The sequence below is a fragment of the Paenibacillus tundrae genome (genome assembly GCF_036884255.1).
Taxonomy (GTDB): Bacteria; Bacillota; Bacilli; order Paenibacillales; family Paenibacillaceae; genus Paenibacillus.
Genome location: NZ_CP145605.1, coordinates 1,306,045 through 1,321,767 on the forward strand (window position 1 = coordinate 1,306,045; position 15,723 = coordinate 1,321,767).

Annotated in this window: 12 protein-coding genes; 7 read left to right on the top strand and 5 right to left on the bottom strand. The window is 44.3% G+C overall.

Going from position 1 to position 15,723, the window contains the following annotated elements; genetic code table 11:
- The first annotated feature begins 135 nt into the window (after positions 1-135).
- Positions 136-1,875, top strand: a complete 1,740-nt coding sequence (locus V6W81_RS05630; protein ID WP_338541998.1) for an ABC transporter ATP-binding protein — start codon at positions 136-138, stop codon at positions 1,873-1,875.
- Between the two features lie 140 nt (positions 1,876-2,015).
- Here V6W81_RS05630 and V6W81_RS05635 read toward each other — a convergent pair whose 3' ends face one another.
- The gene (locus tag V6W81_RS05635) at positions 2,016-3,533 is read right to left on the bottom strand and encodes a glycoside hydrolase family 43 protein (protein ID WP_338541999.1); all 1,518 of its coding nucleotides are present in this window, start codon (positions 3,531-3,533) and stop codon (positions 2,016-2,018) included.
- Positions 3,534-3,737: 204 nt separating this feature from the next.
- Between V6W81_RS05635 and V6W81_RS05640 the strand changes: the two genes are divergently transcribed.
- Positions 3,738-4,604 (top strand): helix-turn-helix domain-containing protein, encoded by an 867-nt coding sequence (locus V6W81_RS05640; RefSeq protein WP_338542000.1) that lies wholly within the window; start codon positions 3,738-3,740, stop codon positions 4,602-4,604.
- A 78-nt stretch (positions 4,605-4,682) separates the two neighbouring features.
- Here the strand turns inward: V6W81_RS05640 and V6W81_RS05645 are convergent, their stop codons facing one another.
- The 4 genes from V6W81_RS05645 to V6W81_RS05660 form a co-directional block, all read right to left on the bottom strand.
- A complete protein-coding gene (locus V6W81_RS05645) occupies positions 4,683-5,285 on the bottom strand; it encodes a YdeI/OmpD-associated family protein (protein WP_338542001.1) in 603 nt (200 codons plus the stop codon).
- An 18-nt stretch (positions 5,286-5,303) separates the two neighbouring features.
- Complete coding sequence (locus V6W81_RS05650; protein ID WP_338542002.1) at positions 5,304-5,813, bottom strand: DinB family protein; 510 nt, start codon at positions 5,811-5,813, stop codon at positions 5,304-5,306.
- Between the two features lie 91 nt (positions 5,814-5,904).
- Positions 5,905-6,825: a helix-turn-helix transcriptional regulator gene (locus V6W81_RS05655; RefSeq protein WP_338542003.1), complete on the bottom strand. Its 921-nt coding sequence runs from the start codon at positions 6,823-6,825 to the stop codon at positions 5,905-5,907.
- A gap of 301 nt (positions 6,826-7,126) precedes the next feature.
- On the bottom strand, positions 7,127-8,044 hold the full coding sequence (locus tag V6W81_RS05660; RefSeq protein ID WP_145051146.1) for an ArsR/SmtB family transcription factor: 918 nt from the start codon (positions 8,042-8,044) through the stop codon (positions 7,127-7,129).
- A 733-nt stretch (positions 8,045-8,777) separates the two neighbouring features.
- Here V6W81_RS05660 and V6W81_RS05665 point away from each other — a divergent pair.
- From V6W81_RS05665 to V6W81_RS05685, 5 genes are all read left to right on the top strand, one after another.
- A complete protein-coding gene (locus tag V6W81_RS05665) occupies positions 8,778-10,121 on the top strand; it encodes an ABC transporter substrate-binding protein (RefSeq protein WP_145051143.1) in 1,344 nt (447 codons plus the stop codon).
- A gap of 186 nt (positions 10,122-10,307) precedes the next feature.
- Positions 10,308-11,198, top strand: coding sequence for a carbohydrate ABC transporter permease (locus tag V6W81_RS05670; protein ID WP_056694078.1), 891 nt, complete (start codon positions 10,308-10,310; stop codon positions 11,196-11,198).
- Between the two features lie 27 nt (positions 11,199-11,225).
- Positions 11,226-12,068, top strand: coding sequence for a carbohydrate ABC transporter permease (locus tag V6W81_RS05675; RefSeq protein WP_056694081.1), 843 nt, complete (start codon positions 11,226-11,228; stop codon positions 12,066-12,068).
- Positions 12,069-12,121: 53 nt separating this feature from the next.
- Positions 12,122-13,543, top strand: coding sequence for an arabinan endo-1,5-alpha-L-arabinosidase (locus tag V6W81_RS05680; protein WP_338542006.1), 1,422 nt, complete (start codon positions 12,122-12,124; stop codon positions 13,541-13,543).
- A gap of 1,105 nt (positions 13,544-14,648) precedes the next feature.
- Positions 14,649-15,632, top strand: a complete 984-nt coding sequence (locus tag V6W81_RS05685) for a glycoside hydrolase family 43 protein (protein WP_338542007.1) — start codon at positions 14,649-14,651, stop codon at positions 15,630-15,632.
- The last annotated feature ends 91 nt before the right edge of the window (positions 15,633-15,723 follow it).

The following is a 15,723-nucleotide window of genomic DNA, read 5'->3' on the forward strand; positions in this document are numbered from 1 at the left end:
TGAATCTGTTATTCGTTCAATTCCTGTAATCTCACAGGTAATAATCTATATTTTGACAGGTTAAATTTCTTCAACAAAAAAGATAACATAAATAGTATTTATAATAAGACTAATGTATAGAGGTGTTATGGATTCATGAATCCATCTCGGGTAGTAATTATTGAAATTTTAAATCAAAGTAAAAAAATCATTTTTTTGATTCTATTGTTCAATATCTCTGCCTCGTTAGTCTCAATTGTACAACCACTATTAATCAAGAGTTTATTTGATAACATTTTGCCTGGAAAGCAGATTGGAACCGCTACATTATATATTGTACTTCTTGTATGCATTCCTATTGTTTATGCCGCGTTTCATAGCTTTACTGCTTATTATAACAACGAATTGGGAAATAAGTTATCTGAAAAACTTCGTCTTCGATTGTTTTCACAATTGCTGGCGAGCAGACCGAAGCATGTCGATAAGATCGGAAGAGGAGAAATCATCAACCGAATTACATCGCAAGTGGGAATGTTATGTGAAATCTTTGTCGTAGAGACCATAATGTCTATCGTATCTAATGCTTTTTTACTGATAGCTACGTTGTGGATTATGTTGTCCATGAGTATGGAGCTTACGTTAGTAGCTGTTATTTCATTTCCTGTGTTTATGTATGGCTTCAAACGTTTCAGAAACAAGACAGAGAAGCTGGATAAGCAATATTATGGAATTTTGGAAAAGGGTATCGGGTATTTGAATGATTTTTTTCACAATTTAAAAGCTGTACATATGTCTAACGGACATGAGGCTGAACAAAAACGCTGGAGTGACTGGAATGATCAGGCATGGAAGATTTCCAAACAATCTCGTGTGTTTCATCATATGATTTTAAACCTCGTTGCGGATACAGTAATCTCCTTGATTACTGGTGTGATTTATGGCTACAGTCTGTACCTGATTCTAAAAGGTGAAATCTCACCAGGTACATTACTGGCGTTTATTGTGATTCTTCCAAGATTGTACAGCATATTTAAATCGCTATTTACGATGAATATTGATATGAGCCGAATGAAGGTTATTATGAATAACCTGAATGAGATTTTGGAGTTGGAAAAGATTGAATCAGGTATTAAGGTACCTGATTATAACAGAGCTCCTCGAATTCAGATGAACAATGTATCTTATCGTTATACGAAAGAAGATTCTTCTGGTATTTCGAACTTCACTTTGGATATTAAGCCAGGGGATTTTGTGGGCATTATTGGATTAAGTGGGTCAGGAAAATCTACGATTTTTGAATTAATTCACAGATATATGGAGCCGGATGACGGAGAGATCTTACTGGACGGAACTCCAGTTAAAGAACTGAATCTTCAGGAATTAAGAAAATATGTGGGCTATTCCCCGCAAAAGGGAGTGCTTTGGAACTTATCTATTTTGGAAAACATTATTTATCCACTTCAACGAGAAGACTTGGATGAAGAGACGCTGCTCAGATTTAATACTGCGGTTGAAATGGCTCATGGTAAAGCATTTGTTGAGGCTATGCCTGAGCAATATGAGAAGAAGGTTGAAAGCCACGGAGATAACCTCTCTGGTGGAGAAATCCAAAGAATTTTGTTAGCGAGGACATTCATGACTCCATCCCGCGTACTGCTGCTGGACGAGTATACCTCTGCTCTTGATGCCATGACAGAGAGTAACTTGAATGATACATTATTGAATTTAAAAGGGCAGCAGACGATTTTAGTCATTGCACATAGACTCTCGACGGTTAAGAATGCAGATTACATCCTGGTGGTCGAAAAGGGACAGATTGTAGAGCAAGGTAGCCCAGAAGAATTGCATTTCCGCAAGGGTGTCTTTTATAAGATGACAGAAAAGCAGAGAATATAGCGATGTCCACTTTTGAAATGATGATAAATATGATAAACATGGCTGCTCATGATAATGAAATACTCCCCTTCAAGATTACCTTGAAAAGGGAGTATTTGGAATTTTATTCAACTATATATAAGAGGTAGTTAATCAGGATTTTAATCCTCCAATGGTTCATAATCGAACCAATTGAAACTTGCAGGTGCGCCATTTCCTGATGGACTGCTGGCATACATCGCAGCGATGACCCCTGTGAAACCGCCTGCTACTTCAGTAGAGAGCAGATGTGTCTCACCTGAGCCAACCTCCAGTTCTGGAGATGAATTTTGCTGAATGGAGAAAAGGAATTGCTCAGGCTTAGTGTGAATCTTCAAGATTACGGGGCCAGCCTCACAAGCAACCCATTGCTCGGTTCTTAGGGAGCCGACTGTGCGACGGAGTAGGATCTTTTTCTGCCCGTTTACCTGTTTGATCGCCAGATCATAATGATATTTGGGATTCATATACAAGGTTAAGCCGGCTTCTTCACCGTCCTCCTGTGGCTCAAATGTTAGTTCAGTTGCGATATGGGACGTAAAATGTGTCAACCGGCGACCAACAAAAGCAGGATTACCTACATCATCAAGGGAAACTGCGGTTCCGCGCAGCACGAGCTGACCAGGTTGTTCCTCTAGCGACCAGCTTCCGGGTGCAGGGTTACGCAAGAACATCCATTCCAAACCAAGTGTTGGTTCCTTAAAATCATCGCGTACGCTTGGTGCTGTCCATTGTACTTGAGGTAGCTCAGGCGCATCCATAACAGGCTTAATGTTCCCATTGTCCCCAATGATTGGCCAGCCTTCATCCGTCCAAGTCACAGGTGCAAGAAATGTTTCACGTCCCAGATGATGGCGCATTGGATAAGAAGGAGGACGCATACCAAGACAGACAGCCCACCATGTACCATCTTGAGCTTGAACCAGATCTGCGTGTCCAGCGGCATGGATGCTACTCTTCATACTGCGATTCGATAAAATTGGGTTGTGAGGACATGCATCAAATGGTCCGTATGGGTTCGTGCTCCGGGCGATAGTTTCCATATGACCGTATTCGGTGCCACCTTCGGCAATCATGAGATAATACAGATCGTTAATTTTGTACAAATGGGGCGCCTCTGGGGCAGCTCCACCTGTTCCGCGCCAGATGAGTCGGCTATCTGTAAGCTGCTTCCCGGTAGTGATATCGATCTCGCACTGATATATTCCTTCGCCTTCATCGCCATTCTGCGCGGATTGGAAATACACACGACCATCATCGTCGAAGAGCAGAGAAGGATCTATCCCTCCCTGTGCAACAAAAATCGGATCAGACCATGGGCCTGCTGGATCTTGGGTGCGAACAATCAAGTTTCCACCCGCGCCGATATTGGTTGTTGTCATGTAGAACCAGCCCTCATGGTGACGGATGGTCGGTGCATATATACCGCCGGAACTCCACGCTTTACTTAGAGGGAGTTGTGTTAGCGAGGTTAGACAATGTCCAATTTGTTGCCAGTGCACAAGATCCTTGCTATGGAAAATAGGTACACCCGGAGAGTATTCAAATGTACTTGTTACCAGATAATAATCTTCGTTTACGCGGCAGATACTCGGATCGGGGTAAAAACCTGGAATCACCGGGTTCGTATATTTTGTCATGTTAGGCTCCTATTCATATGAGAGTTATGGGTAACTTACGGCACATTAGCGAATCCGAGCTACCGTCTGGCGTGAGCTCCTCATTCGCAGTGCCTTGTTATAAGGAAAAGTATAGCGGTTACAACCGCCCTTTACCTTGATTTTTCGGACTTGGAGTAGCATGATATAGACATACGAACCCAACATTGTTCGGAGGGAATGCTTTTGAGTAATGCATATCTGAGATGGTTTACGTCAGATAAGGAATTCCCGTTTTTCATTCAGTATGGTGGGCATGAGACAGATATGGAGCTTCACAATCATATGGATTTCACGGAGCTTGTGATCGTTCTGAATGGTCATGCGACCCATGTTGTAAATAACGAGGAGTTTTTTATTAAGAAGGGGAATGTATTTGTCATCAATGGCGAGACACACCATGCGTATATCGACCCTCATGATTTTAGAATATGTAACATTATGTTCAAGCCTGACATGCTTTCATCAACGGGGCCTGACCTAAGGAAGTCGAATGGATTTCAAGCATTGTTTGTGTTGGAACCGTTTTATCGTCATATCCACTCGTTCCCCAGCCTGCTTGCCTTACCTATTTCTAGTCTGGAATATATTGAAGCGCTGATTTCATTCATGGTTGAGGAATATGAGGCGAAGCAGCAAGGGTATCAGACGATGCTGATCGCACGTCTAACGGAGATGGCAGTATATTTGTCGAGGCAGTATGATACCCAGGAGAAGGGTGGCAGGGGCAATAATCTGATGCATCTAGCCAATGCCATTTCCTATATTGAAGATCAGTATCTGAAGCCATTATCGCTGGAGGATATTGCGGGAAAATCAAACATATCGATCAGGCATCTCAATCGGATCTTTCGATCCTACTATCAGATGACGCCTATTTCGTATGTACATAAGCTGCGTCTAGAGAAGGCATGTCATCTGCTGAAAAATAGCAATCTGTCCATCACCCAAATCTCGTATGATTGCGGATTTAACGATAGCAATTATTTTACTCGTCAGTTTAAGAAAGCCTATGGCGTGTCTCCCAAAAACTACAGGCAGAATTTGCACTGATCAACGAAGAGGATCTCCCTTATCGTGCGGGTTCAAAAGCGGACTTTATGAACAAGCTCTTTTCGGAGATCCTCCTTTTTATTTTTTCGTGATATTGGTGAAATCTTCATAGTGATAATCTAAGAGTCGTCCATGATCATGCCACTGACCGTACATCTGGTTTGCCTCTGTATGGGTGATCAATTTGTTCAATCTGCGCTGGAATAGCACAGGCTGATGCTTCACGCTTTGGATCGTATCGATTCGAACCCGCTGGTAGAGAGCAGGGAATGCCAAGAAATTGGTATAGGTCATGGGATTCACTTTCAGTCTTCGCTTAATAACATCATCAATGATGAACGCATTGGGATCCATCTCAGGTAGAACCTTTCTACCTTCGTCATGCATGAGTCCCAGCGCTTCAAGGCGACGAACACGTTCTTTGTTTAGCTCAGTCCACGAGCTTTGTTTGCTTCGGGGAGATAAGCGTTGCGCTAGATGATGCTCGGATATTTTTTTCTTTATTCCATCAATCCAACCATAACATAGTGACTCTTCTACGGCATCCAAGTACAACAGTGTATTTGGGCTTGGTTTGAGACTAATGGTTACCCAGCAACACGTCTGAGTGCTACCATGCTCGTGTAACCAAGCTCTCAATTCTTCTCTTGATGTAGCAGCCAAATGATTGTTAATTTCCACAGTTCATTCCACCACCGTCTAATCTATAGCAGGTTTGGTATACCAGAAAAGACTGTAGTCATTCATGATAGAGGCATGGCCTAATTGACGCAGCATCGTAGAGATGTTCCCCCGATGGTACGTTCCGTGATTAATGAGGTGAAAGACGATCTCTGCAAGGCGCGTATCCCGAATTCCCGCAAATGGATTATCCAGCAGAATCGTCTGTTCCAGATCGATGTGATCTAGAAACCACGTTGTATATTGCTCTGATAACTCTGCAAATCTCTGACTGTAGTCCTCCACAGCATCGTAGATCTCTTCATTCCGTGGCATGCATAGTTGTAGAGCTTCGGGCATACTGACACCTGTTAAGACTAGATACCACATTTGATCAACGGCATACATATGACTTAGTGCGTGAGCAATGGTAGGAAATGAACTGTTCACCTCCTGATGTAACAGGCTGTCCGGCAATTCTTGAATCCTCCCTAGAATGGTGTGTGTGGCCCATGTGTGGTATTGATACATTTCTTGCGGATGGTTCATGCGATCATCTCCTTAGAATAGTCGTGAAGTGCAACTAACTTACAGAGATGATTATAAAAAAAGAAGTATGACAACAGCGTGTCATACTTCTTCAATGTGATTTTTCATAAGGTCTAAGCGCGTTTTGCAGCTCTTCTCTTACGATATCTCGCAGTTCGGTAGGTTCGAGGACCTCCGCACCACTTCCTAAACTTAATAAGAACGAACATAACCAACGGGCTTTCAATGGCTGATGAACTGCGATTCGCATCGTCATGCTTCCATCATCATGAAATTGTTTGTCCGCTTGTTGAAAGTGATCCATGGCTTCCGCGAGTGCTCCCGGATTAACCTTGAACACCACTTCTGTTGTCTGATTTTGCAGCGAGTCATCCCAAGTAGTCGTTGGTTCAATCCTGACAGAATGCGGTTGGAAAGTGTCAGAACTTAAGCTCACATTCATCATCCGAGAGAGTCGGAACTCCCGATAATCCTGGCGTGTCAGACAGAATCCATATACGTACCAATTGCGATATTTAAAGTGTAGTCTCACAGGTTCCATTCGACGAGTTGTATGTTCATTTTTCGTATTAATGTAATCGAATTGGATAATCCGATATTCCGTAATGCCTTCTCGCAGATATGGCAGGGCATCAGGTTCCGTTCGACGTGTTTCCAGATCTATAGATAAACTTGATATCTGATGCTCCGGTCCAATCGTTTGCAGTCGCTCAATCGTTCCTTGTACTCGTCCATCATCGAAGACAGTGGAGAGACTGCTGAGTACTGTAATAAGGGAATTGACATCGTATGAGCCGAGTAAGCTTTTGTCCATTTTATATCCATCAATGATGCCATATCCGCCTTTAAGTCCTTGATGAGAGACGACGGGGAAGCCAGCTGCACAGATGACATCAATGTCTCGATAGATCGTCCTTGGAGAAACGTGAAACTCTTCCGCCAATGTAGAAGCAGACAACACCTCATGGTTCAAGAGCTTGAATATGATCGAGATTAAACGTTCCAATTTCATCAAGTATCCCCGCCCAGTATCCCTTTTTGTTATTGCAGGCCATATTATATCACAGTGTCATGAACGAGAAGGGATTTGTCTTCTAATGACTTTAAGGTAAGTCACTAATTGCTGATGCGCAAACTTAACTTAGCTATAACGTGAGATGAAAATAACAAAAAAGAGTGCTGATACGCACTCTTTCTAAGCCGCGATATTATTACGCTGATTCGTGATAATAAGCAGTAATGCAAGCAGTTAAGCCAAGCAGTGATAGCATGGAAGGAGGTGCTTTTTCTATCGGTGTTCATTCAAGCTTGTGTTAATCTTCTTGTACGTTGTAGAGCACACGGGCGAGTAGACCTTGGCCGTAATTACCGAAATGTTTGCCAAAGATCGTGAGTCCACGTTTGTTGACAGGTTCTTCTGTCACTGCAATGCGGAAGAGGATATCACTTTTGTAGTCCAGTCCAATATCATCTAACGTCACATCCGAAATGCGACAGCCGTCGATATAGCTACCTTCTTGCGTGATTCGAATCAGCTTCAGCATGCCATACTGATTAAGGTGAGGCGGCCACCAGTCTGGATTAAACGTTCCACGTGTATTGCCAAAATCACCTGGACTCGTCCAGCAGCCAATCTCGATACCGTTGATGTGAAAGTAAATATCTGAAGGGTAGTTATCGCAATAGCCGGGTGATTCCGAACCGAGTTCCATGGAGAGTTGAATCTCACTAAATGACTGATTCGGTTTCAGATAATTGGGAATGCGATACTCCAAATAACCTTCCGCAAGCCAGATCATCTCCGCATCAATCCGTAATGGATCTGCGAAATAACGTGGGTCATCGAATTCCCCAACGATACTGTCCCGAGTCGCAAGTCCACAAGTAGGGGCAGCCTGATAATCACTATAATGTCCTACTTGAATCTCTACTTCATAACGGTTATTAATCTCCTGCGAACGCAGATCCACCATCAGCTTCTCCTCATTGAGATAGCAAATTTTCTGGATTCCATGTTTGCCGACAGCGGTATTTATTTCGATTAAACCGCTCTCCTCCAGCTTTTTGATATGCATTGTAATTGCTCCGTTGCTAAGTCCCAGCTTGGTCGCAAGATCATTGAGATTAAGGCTCTGGTTCTTCGCCAGTAGTTCAATGATCTGTATCCGAATCTCCGAACTGAGGGCTTTAAAGATGTTCACACCCGACTTCAGATCCTTAATATAAATCATATGTGTTGGTCCTTTCCCCGTTCACTGTTAGATAGGTTATTCAAAAAGTCAGCTTTTGATTACGAAGGATGTCTGACGACATCTCAGCGTCGAATATGGACTTCAGCCGAAATTTCCGTTGCTCACGTAGCTTGATCTACGCTCCGCTACTCTATTTCTATCTTCATCCCATCTTCTCGGTACTGAAAACCATCCTTTTTGAACACGTACTGTTAGATAGGTTAGTGCACATTTCTATATTTTATTTTAGATAAGTATAAATGATTATAAGATAGATGGGAAGGGTAGAGCCAAGAAGCCTATCTTCTTTATTATCGTACGATTGATTATACAAATGAAGGTTTGTTTATCAAGGTAGTGTTACATATAAACATTTAAATTGTTTCATTAATCTTTGAAATAAACCATTGAAAAGTATTGTAACCGCTTTTATAATTCTATTATACCTAAAATACTTTAACACTTCATGAATCAAATGCATCATTTGGTTAAGAAAAGATCGAAACTTCCCTCTATCACCTCCCTGGTGTCAAAATTTCAAACGATGAAAATCATAGGTTAATCCACGGTTATAAACCCTAAGGAACACTCCCAAACATATTTTATTTTATAAAAATATAAAATGTTTTAATAAAGTATTGACTAAAGTGATTAGTGTTTGATAAATTTAACAACAGAAATCTTATTTCACGCAATTGAATACGGTTACAAATTCAGATCAGGAGGGGTTCAGATGTTAAAGAAAAAGAGTTGGGTCACGTTTATGCTTCTTATGCTGGTTACTGCACTTGTCTTAGCAGGTTGCGGTGGAGATAGCGGTGGGGCGAGCGGTAACAAAGAACTGACATTTATGTTCCGAGGCGGTACAGATGAACAGAAGGCTTATCAAGCGGTTGTCAAAAAGTTTGAAGAAGAGAATCCTGGTATCAAAGTTAAATTGATTGTAACGGCTGCAGATCAATATGCTACTAAGCTGAGAGCAGCGATCACGGGCAATAGCTTGCCAGATATTTTTTATTTTAACCCTGGTGACGTGAAAGCGTATGTGAACAGTAATGTATTGATGAATCTGACTCCTTATGTTGAAAATAACCCGGATGTAAATTTGGATAATATTTGGAAATACGGTGTGGATTTATATCGTTATGATGGCCAAATGGCAGGACAAGGAGACCTTTACGGTATGCCGAAAGATCTTGGTCCATTCGCACTTGGTTATAACAAAACGCTGTTTGAACAAGAAGGCATTCCACTCCCAGACAAGGACAAGCCATATACGTGGGATGAGTTCATTCAAGTAAATCAGCAAGCAACGAAGGATACGAACGGAGACGGCAAACCGGATGTATTCGGTACAGGCTTCAACGTAAACTGGGCACTTCAATCCTTCGTATGGAGTAATGGTGCTGACTGGTTAGATGAGACCAAAACGAAAGTAACGATTGACGATCCGAAATTTGCGGAAGCGCTACAATTTTTCGCAGACATGCAGAATAAATACAAAATCACACCTTCTATTGAAGAAGCACAAACCCTGGATACGTACCAACGTTGGATGAAAGGGGAAATGGCATTCTTCCCTGTAGGTCCGTGGGATATGAGTACGTTTGAAGGGCTGCCTTTTGAATATGATCTGTTGCCATTCCCAGCTGGTTCTAGTGGTAAGTCCGCAACGTGGATCGGTTCCCTGGGTATCGGTGTTTCCGCCAAAACGAAATACCCTGAAGAAGCAGCTAAACTGGTGAATTACCTTACAGCTTCTAAAGATGCAATGCAGCAGCTTGTCGATGCCAAAGTACAGATTCCGAACCTGCTCGACATGGCTGATGAATGGGCTAAAGATACATCAACGAAGCCAGCGAATAAACAGGAATTCATTGATATCGTTGAAGATTATGGTCGCTCCCTTCCAGGGAACTACACGTATAACGCAGAGTGGTACGACCTGTTCTTCACAGACGTTCAACCTGTGCTGGATGGCAAGATTACAGCTGCAGAGTATGTAAAACAGCAACAGCCGAAAATGCAGAAGTTGTTGGACAAAGCAGTAGAGCAAGAGAAAAAGTCTCAGAAATAAGTTAATCAACGAGAGATTGCTAGAAAGCTTCGAGCCCTTCGAGCGAGAAGCGAACTACACAAGGTGAATCAGAGTTAAGTTGGTAAATTTCGTGTTGCATAGAAAAGCGATGCCAGCAGCCTGCTATCACGCTGCTGGCATCATTTTTGGATTCCATACTTGATATTAGAAACAGGGGTGAGCGCAGTGAATACAAAGTCTAGCTTGTATCGCAAAGAGAGGCTGTATGGATATTTGTTTATTACACCTCCAATTCTCGGTCTGCTGATCTTTGTTCTGTTCCCTTTCTTATATTCGTTGTACGGTTCGTTCACGGATTGGGATGGCTTGGGACAGATGAACTTTATCGGTTTAGCCAATTTTAAAGATTTGCTCACAGATGATCTATTTTACAAAGCGATGTTTAACACCTTTTATCTGATGCTGGGGATTCCGATTGGATTGTTACTTGCACTCTTGCTCGCAATGGGCTTGAATCGCAAAATTCCTGGTACAACGACGTTCCGCGTGATCTATTATATTCCCGTTATTTCTTCTCTTGCAGCCGTTTCCATCATGTGGAACTGGGCTTATAACGGAGATTATGGATTGGTTAATCAGTTCCTTGCGCTCTTCGGCATTGAAGGGCCTAACTGGCTGGCTAACAAAGATACAGTCAAACCAGCGCTCATTATTATGACGGTGTGGAAAGGTCTGGGTTACACCATGTTGCTGTACCTAGCTGCCCTACAAAGCGTATCACGTACATACTACGAGGCGGCTGAGCTGGACGGAGCGAACGGGTTCCAGATCTTCCGTAACATCACCTGGCCGATGGTGAAGCCAGTGACCTTCTTCCTCGTGGTTACCAATATTATTGGTGGCTCCCAGATCTTTACCGAGATGAACATTATGACCCCTACAGGCGGTCCTGAGTATTCATCGGCGTCGATCGTTTTCTACATCTGGCAAAAAGCGTTCAGCAACCTGCAAATGGGTTACGCCTCAGCGATGGCCATGATTCTAGGTATTTTCATCTTTGTCATTACTTTGGTGCAATTCAAATTAAACGAAAGATCAGCCTATGATGGGGATTGATGGTCAAGGGAAAGGAGTGAACCGGAGATGTCTTACAGTCAAAGAAGGAAAGTAACGAACTCGATTATTTTTATCATACTTGCGATTGGCGCTATTGCGATGGTTGCCCCATTGATCTGGATGCTGTCCACGTCGTTGAAGGAGAAACAGGATGTATTTGCACTTCCTCCTGTGTGGATTCCAGAAGTGTTCCAATTTGAAAAGTATAAAGAAATCTGGGAAGCTGGCCCGTTACTCAGCGGGATCAAAAATAGCTTGATCATTGCATTGAGTGTCACTGTGGTCGGTACGTTTACGTCCAGTATCGCCGCTTTTGCTTTTGCCAAATTGAGATTTCCACATAAAAACAAATTGTTTCTAGCTCTGCTTGCATCCATGATGATTCCTTATCCAACTGTCATGATTCCACAATTCATGATGTTCTCTAAGCTTGGTTGGGTAGATACACTACTGCCGCTGATTGTACCTGGGTTGTTCGGTAACGTCATTATGATCTTCTTCCTGCGGCAATATCTGCTTAGTGTCCCAGATGCAATTATAGAAGCAGCCAAAATTGATGGAAGTTCCTATTTCCGGCTCTATTCTAGTATCACCTTCCCACTGATCAAACCTGCGATTGCGGCACAGTTAATTCTGTGGTTCATGGGAATCTGGAATGATTATCTGGCTCCAATCATCTATCTGAACTCGCCAGAGAAGCAGACCTTACAGCTTGTTATCGCAAACTTCAATGCGACCTATGCGATTCAGACGGATTATCCGCTTATTATGGCTGCGTCCATCGTTGCGTTGCTCCCAGTACTCATTGTCTTCTTGGTCTTCCAGAAGCAAATTATTGAATCTGTTGCGATTTCTGGAGTAAAGGGATGATCTCGTTGAAAAAGCGTGGCTGGAACATAAACAAGAGAGGAGTGGTTGCTTCAATGCTATTGTTCCTGTTGATTGGTGCGACGGGTTGTTCTGGAGAGGGGGCAGAGGCAGATGTGCCTCGCCCAACCTTTCCTGCGGAACCACAAGATACCTTACTGTATGACAACTCCATATTAGATGATGAGTCTCGTTGGACAGTAAATAATGCTCATGATCCAGCGATTATTAAAACAGATCAGGGTTACTATGTATATTCGACGGATGTTCGTGTTGCCGGAGAGCCTAAGCCTGGCGTGATGGTGCGAAAATCAGAGGATCTTATCAACTGGACATGGGTAGGTCAAGCCCTGCCGGGCATTCCGCAGGAAGCATTGGACTGGACAGGAGCCGTGAATTTATGGGCACCTGATGTTACGAAGGTAGGAGATACGTACCGCATGTATTACTCGGCTTCTACTTTTGGCAGCACGCGGTCAGCCATTGGTTTGCAGACATCCACTTCTCCAGAAGGGCCTTGGAAAGACGAAGGACTTGTAGTGAGCACATCGGAGAACGAACAGGATAAACTAAATGCCATTGATGCGAATCCTGTGTTGGATGCCGACGGCAATCCGTGGATGGTGTACGGCTCATTCTTCGATGGTATTTATATTGCGCCACTCGATCCAGACACGGGCAAGTTCAAGGAAGAGGGTTATGGTACTCGTATTGCCGCACGTGATCGGGCTACCGAAGAGGGTGCAGTAGAGGGGCCGTATATCATATACCATCCTGAATTTAAAAAGTATTATCTGTTTGTCTCATATGACTCCTTATTCGAGGATTACAACGTAAGGGTCGCGCGCGCTGATTCAATTACAGGCCCATACACGGATATAAACGGTATGAACATGCTGGATACAGATCATCTGCCACAATACGAAATTGGAACAAAAGTGGTAGGGGGTTATCGCTTTACAGAGGGAGAGGGCTGGGTTGCTCCAGGTCATAACTCAGTACTGCAAGACGGTGACGATTATTACATCGTGCATCATGCTAGAGGGGAGACGGATAAAAACTGGCCGTACCTGCATGTTCGTAAAATGTTATGGACGAAGGACGGTTGGCCGGTCGTCTCTCCCGAACGTTACGCTGGCGAGACGGTACAGGATATTCCTAAGTCTATGATTGCTGGGGAATGGGAAGGTATGGAGCTTGATCCGTCTGTTGACGGACAGGTTCAAGCATCTCCATTTACCTTACAGCGTAACGGCAAAGTCACAAGCGAAAACGATTCAGGTACGTGGACATTCGATGGCAAACACACACTCACGATTGAGTGGAAGGAACGTAACTCGAACGGAGCCTCCACAGAGGAGCTACAACTGCTCCCGTCGTGGGACTGGGAACTGAGCAAGCCAACCCTTGTGGTCACAGGTCTGAATGACCGCGGCATTGCCGTATGGGGGAAACAACTGAGCGAAGAAAAAGAATGAGAATCTTATAGAAGCGCGCATGAATAAGCACAAAGCTGCGCCTTGAAGGGGCATCAAGCAGTGAAGGGGAAGGAAGGAGCCGAAGGAGTGTGTTTGTCATCGGATTTCAACTGCTGAAGAGCAGGTGGGAGGAAATCGGAGGACAAGAAAGCGACGCAGGCCCATCATTCCCCGAAGTGTGAGCGATGCCCCTCACGATCAGGTTTGTTACTCAGGTGCAGTCGACAGGAAGGTAGTCGACTGTCCACAACCAATCGAGCCACAACAATGGTTCGATGAGAACCTTATAGAAGCGCGCATGAATAAGCGCAAAGCTGCGCCTTGAAGGGGCATCAAGCAGTGAAGGGGGAGGAAGGAGCCGAAGGAGCGTGTTTGTCATCGGATTTCAACTGCTGAAGAGCAGGTGGAAGGAAATCGGAGGACAAGAAAGCGACGCAGGCCCATCATTCCCCGAAGTGTGAGCGATGCCCTCACGATCAGTTTAGTTACTCAGGTGCAGTCGACAGGAAGGTAGTCGACTGTCCACAACCAATCGAGCCACAACAATGGTTCGATGAGAACCTTATAGAAGCGCGCATGAATAAGCGCAAAGCTGCGCCTTGAAGGGGCATAAAGCAGTGAAGGGGGAGGAAGGAGCCGAAGGAGCGTGTTTGTCATCGGATTTCAACTGCTGAAGAGCAGGTGGAAGGAAATCGGAGGACAAGAAAGCGACGCAGGCCCATCATTCCCCGAAGTGTGAGCGATGCCCTCACGATCAGTTTAGTTACTCAGGTGCAGTCGACAGGAAGGTAGTCGACTGTCCACAACCAATCGAGCCACAACAATGGTTCGATGAGAACCTTATAGAAGCGCGCATGAATAAGCGCAAAGCTGCGCCTTGAAGGGGCATAAAGCAGTGAAGGGGGAGGAAGGAGCCGAAGGAGTGTGTTTGTCCTCTGATTTCAACTGCTGAAGAGCAGGTGGAAGGAAATCGGAGGACAAGAAAGCGACGCAGGCCCATCATTCCCCGAAACGTCAGCGATGCCCCTCACGCCCAGGCTTGCTCGTTTTCACCAGCTTATATCGTTCTCTTCAAACCAATGCCAAATAGAAAGGAAGCGATCTTATGACACAATCTATTACATTTACCAATCCTATTCTGGAACAGCGTGCCGATCCATGGGTGTACCGCCATACGGATGGTTTCTATTATTTTTCCGCTTCTGTACCTGCATTTGACCGGATCGAAATCCGGCGTGCGCGCACAATTGAGGAGCTGAAGGATGCGGAGCCAGTGACAGCATGGCGCAAGCGCGACACTGGACCGATGAGCGCCAACATCTGGGCGCCTGAGATTCATTTTATCGACGGGAAATGGTATATCTATTATGCCGCGGCACATACGAGTGAGACGAATGCAGGTTTGTTTGATCACCGGATGTACGTACTGGAAAATGAATCTGCGAATCCACTAGAGGGTGAATGGGTGGAGAAAGGGCAGACGCGGACACGCTGGGAAAGCTTTGCTTTGGACGCTACGACGTTTGAGCACCGAGGCATCCGCTATCTCGTCTGGGCACAGAAAGATCCGGATATTCCAGGTAACTCTAACTTGTATATCTCCGAGATGGAGAATCCGTGGACACTGCGCGGAGAACAAGTCATGATCTCTACACCTGAATATGATTGGGAGATTATTGGTTTCAAAGTCAATGAAGGTGCGGCTGTATTGCACCGAAATGGACGTATTTTCATTGGTTATTCAGCCAGTGCCACAGATTATAACTATTGCATGGGATTGCTTACTGCAGATGAAAATGCCGATCTGCTCGATCCAGCAAGCTGGGTGAAATCGCCTGAGCCGGTATTCCAGACATGTGAAGAGAACGGCCAGTATGGCCCGGGACACAACAGCTTTACCGTAACACCAGATGGGCAGACGGATATCCTCATTTATCACGCTCGTAACTACAAAGAGATCGAGGGAGATCCGCTCTATGACCCTAACCGTCATGCCCGTGCTCAAGTAATCCACTGGAGAGAGGATGGTACACCTGATTTTGGTGTTCCTGTTCCGGATGGTAAAGCTGTAGCTGAAGTGGAACAATAATTAGATAGAATGTGAATGATAGAAGTAGCCCTTAGTCAGTATAATAGCTGATTAAGGGCTTTTCTCGTTAATGAAGGAAGAGGCGGATCTA

Excerpts from the sequence above, each read along its gene's own strand:
- V6W81_RS05655 (WP_338542003.1), bottom strand. The coding sequence starts at position 6,825 with ATGAAATTGGAACGTTTAATCTCGATCATATTCAAGCTCTTGAACCAT.
- V6W81_RS05660 (WP_145051146.1), bottom strand. The coding sequence starts at position 8,044 with ATGATTTATATTAAGGATCTGAAGTCGGGTGTGAACATCTTTAAAGCC.
- V6W81_RS05665 (WP_145051143.1), top strand. The coding sequence starts at position 8,778 with ATGTTAAAGAAAAAGAGTTGGGTCACGTTTATGCTTCTTATGCTGGTT.
- V6W81_RS05650 (WP_338542002.1), bottom strand. The coding sequence starts at position 5,813 with ATGAACCATCCGCAAGAAATGTATCAATACCACACATGGGCCACACAC.
- V6W81_RS05630 (WP_338541998.1), top strand. The coding sequence starts at position 136 with ATGAATCCATCTCGGGTAGTAATTATTGAAATTTTAAATCAAAGTAAA.
- V6W81_RS05675 (WP_056694081.1), top strand. The coding sequence starts at position 11,226 with ATGTCTTACAGTCAAAGAAGGAAAGTAACGAACTCGATTATTTTTATC.
- V6W81_RS05635 (WP_338541999.1), bottom strand. The coding sequence starts at position 3,533 with ATGACAAAATATACGAACCCGGTGATTCCAGGTTTTTACCCCGATCCG.
- V6W81_RS05680 (WP_338542006.1), top strand. The coding sequence starts at position 12,122 with ATGCTATTGTTCCTGTTGATTGGTGCGACGGGTTGTTCTGGAGAGGGG.
- V6W81_RS05685 (WP_338542007.1), top strand. The coding sequence starts at position 14,649 with ATGACACAATCTATTACATTTACCAATCCTATTCTGGAACAGCGTGCC.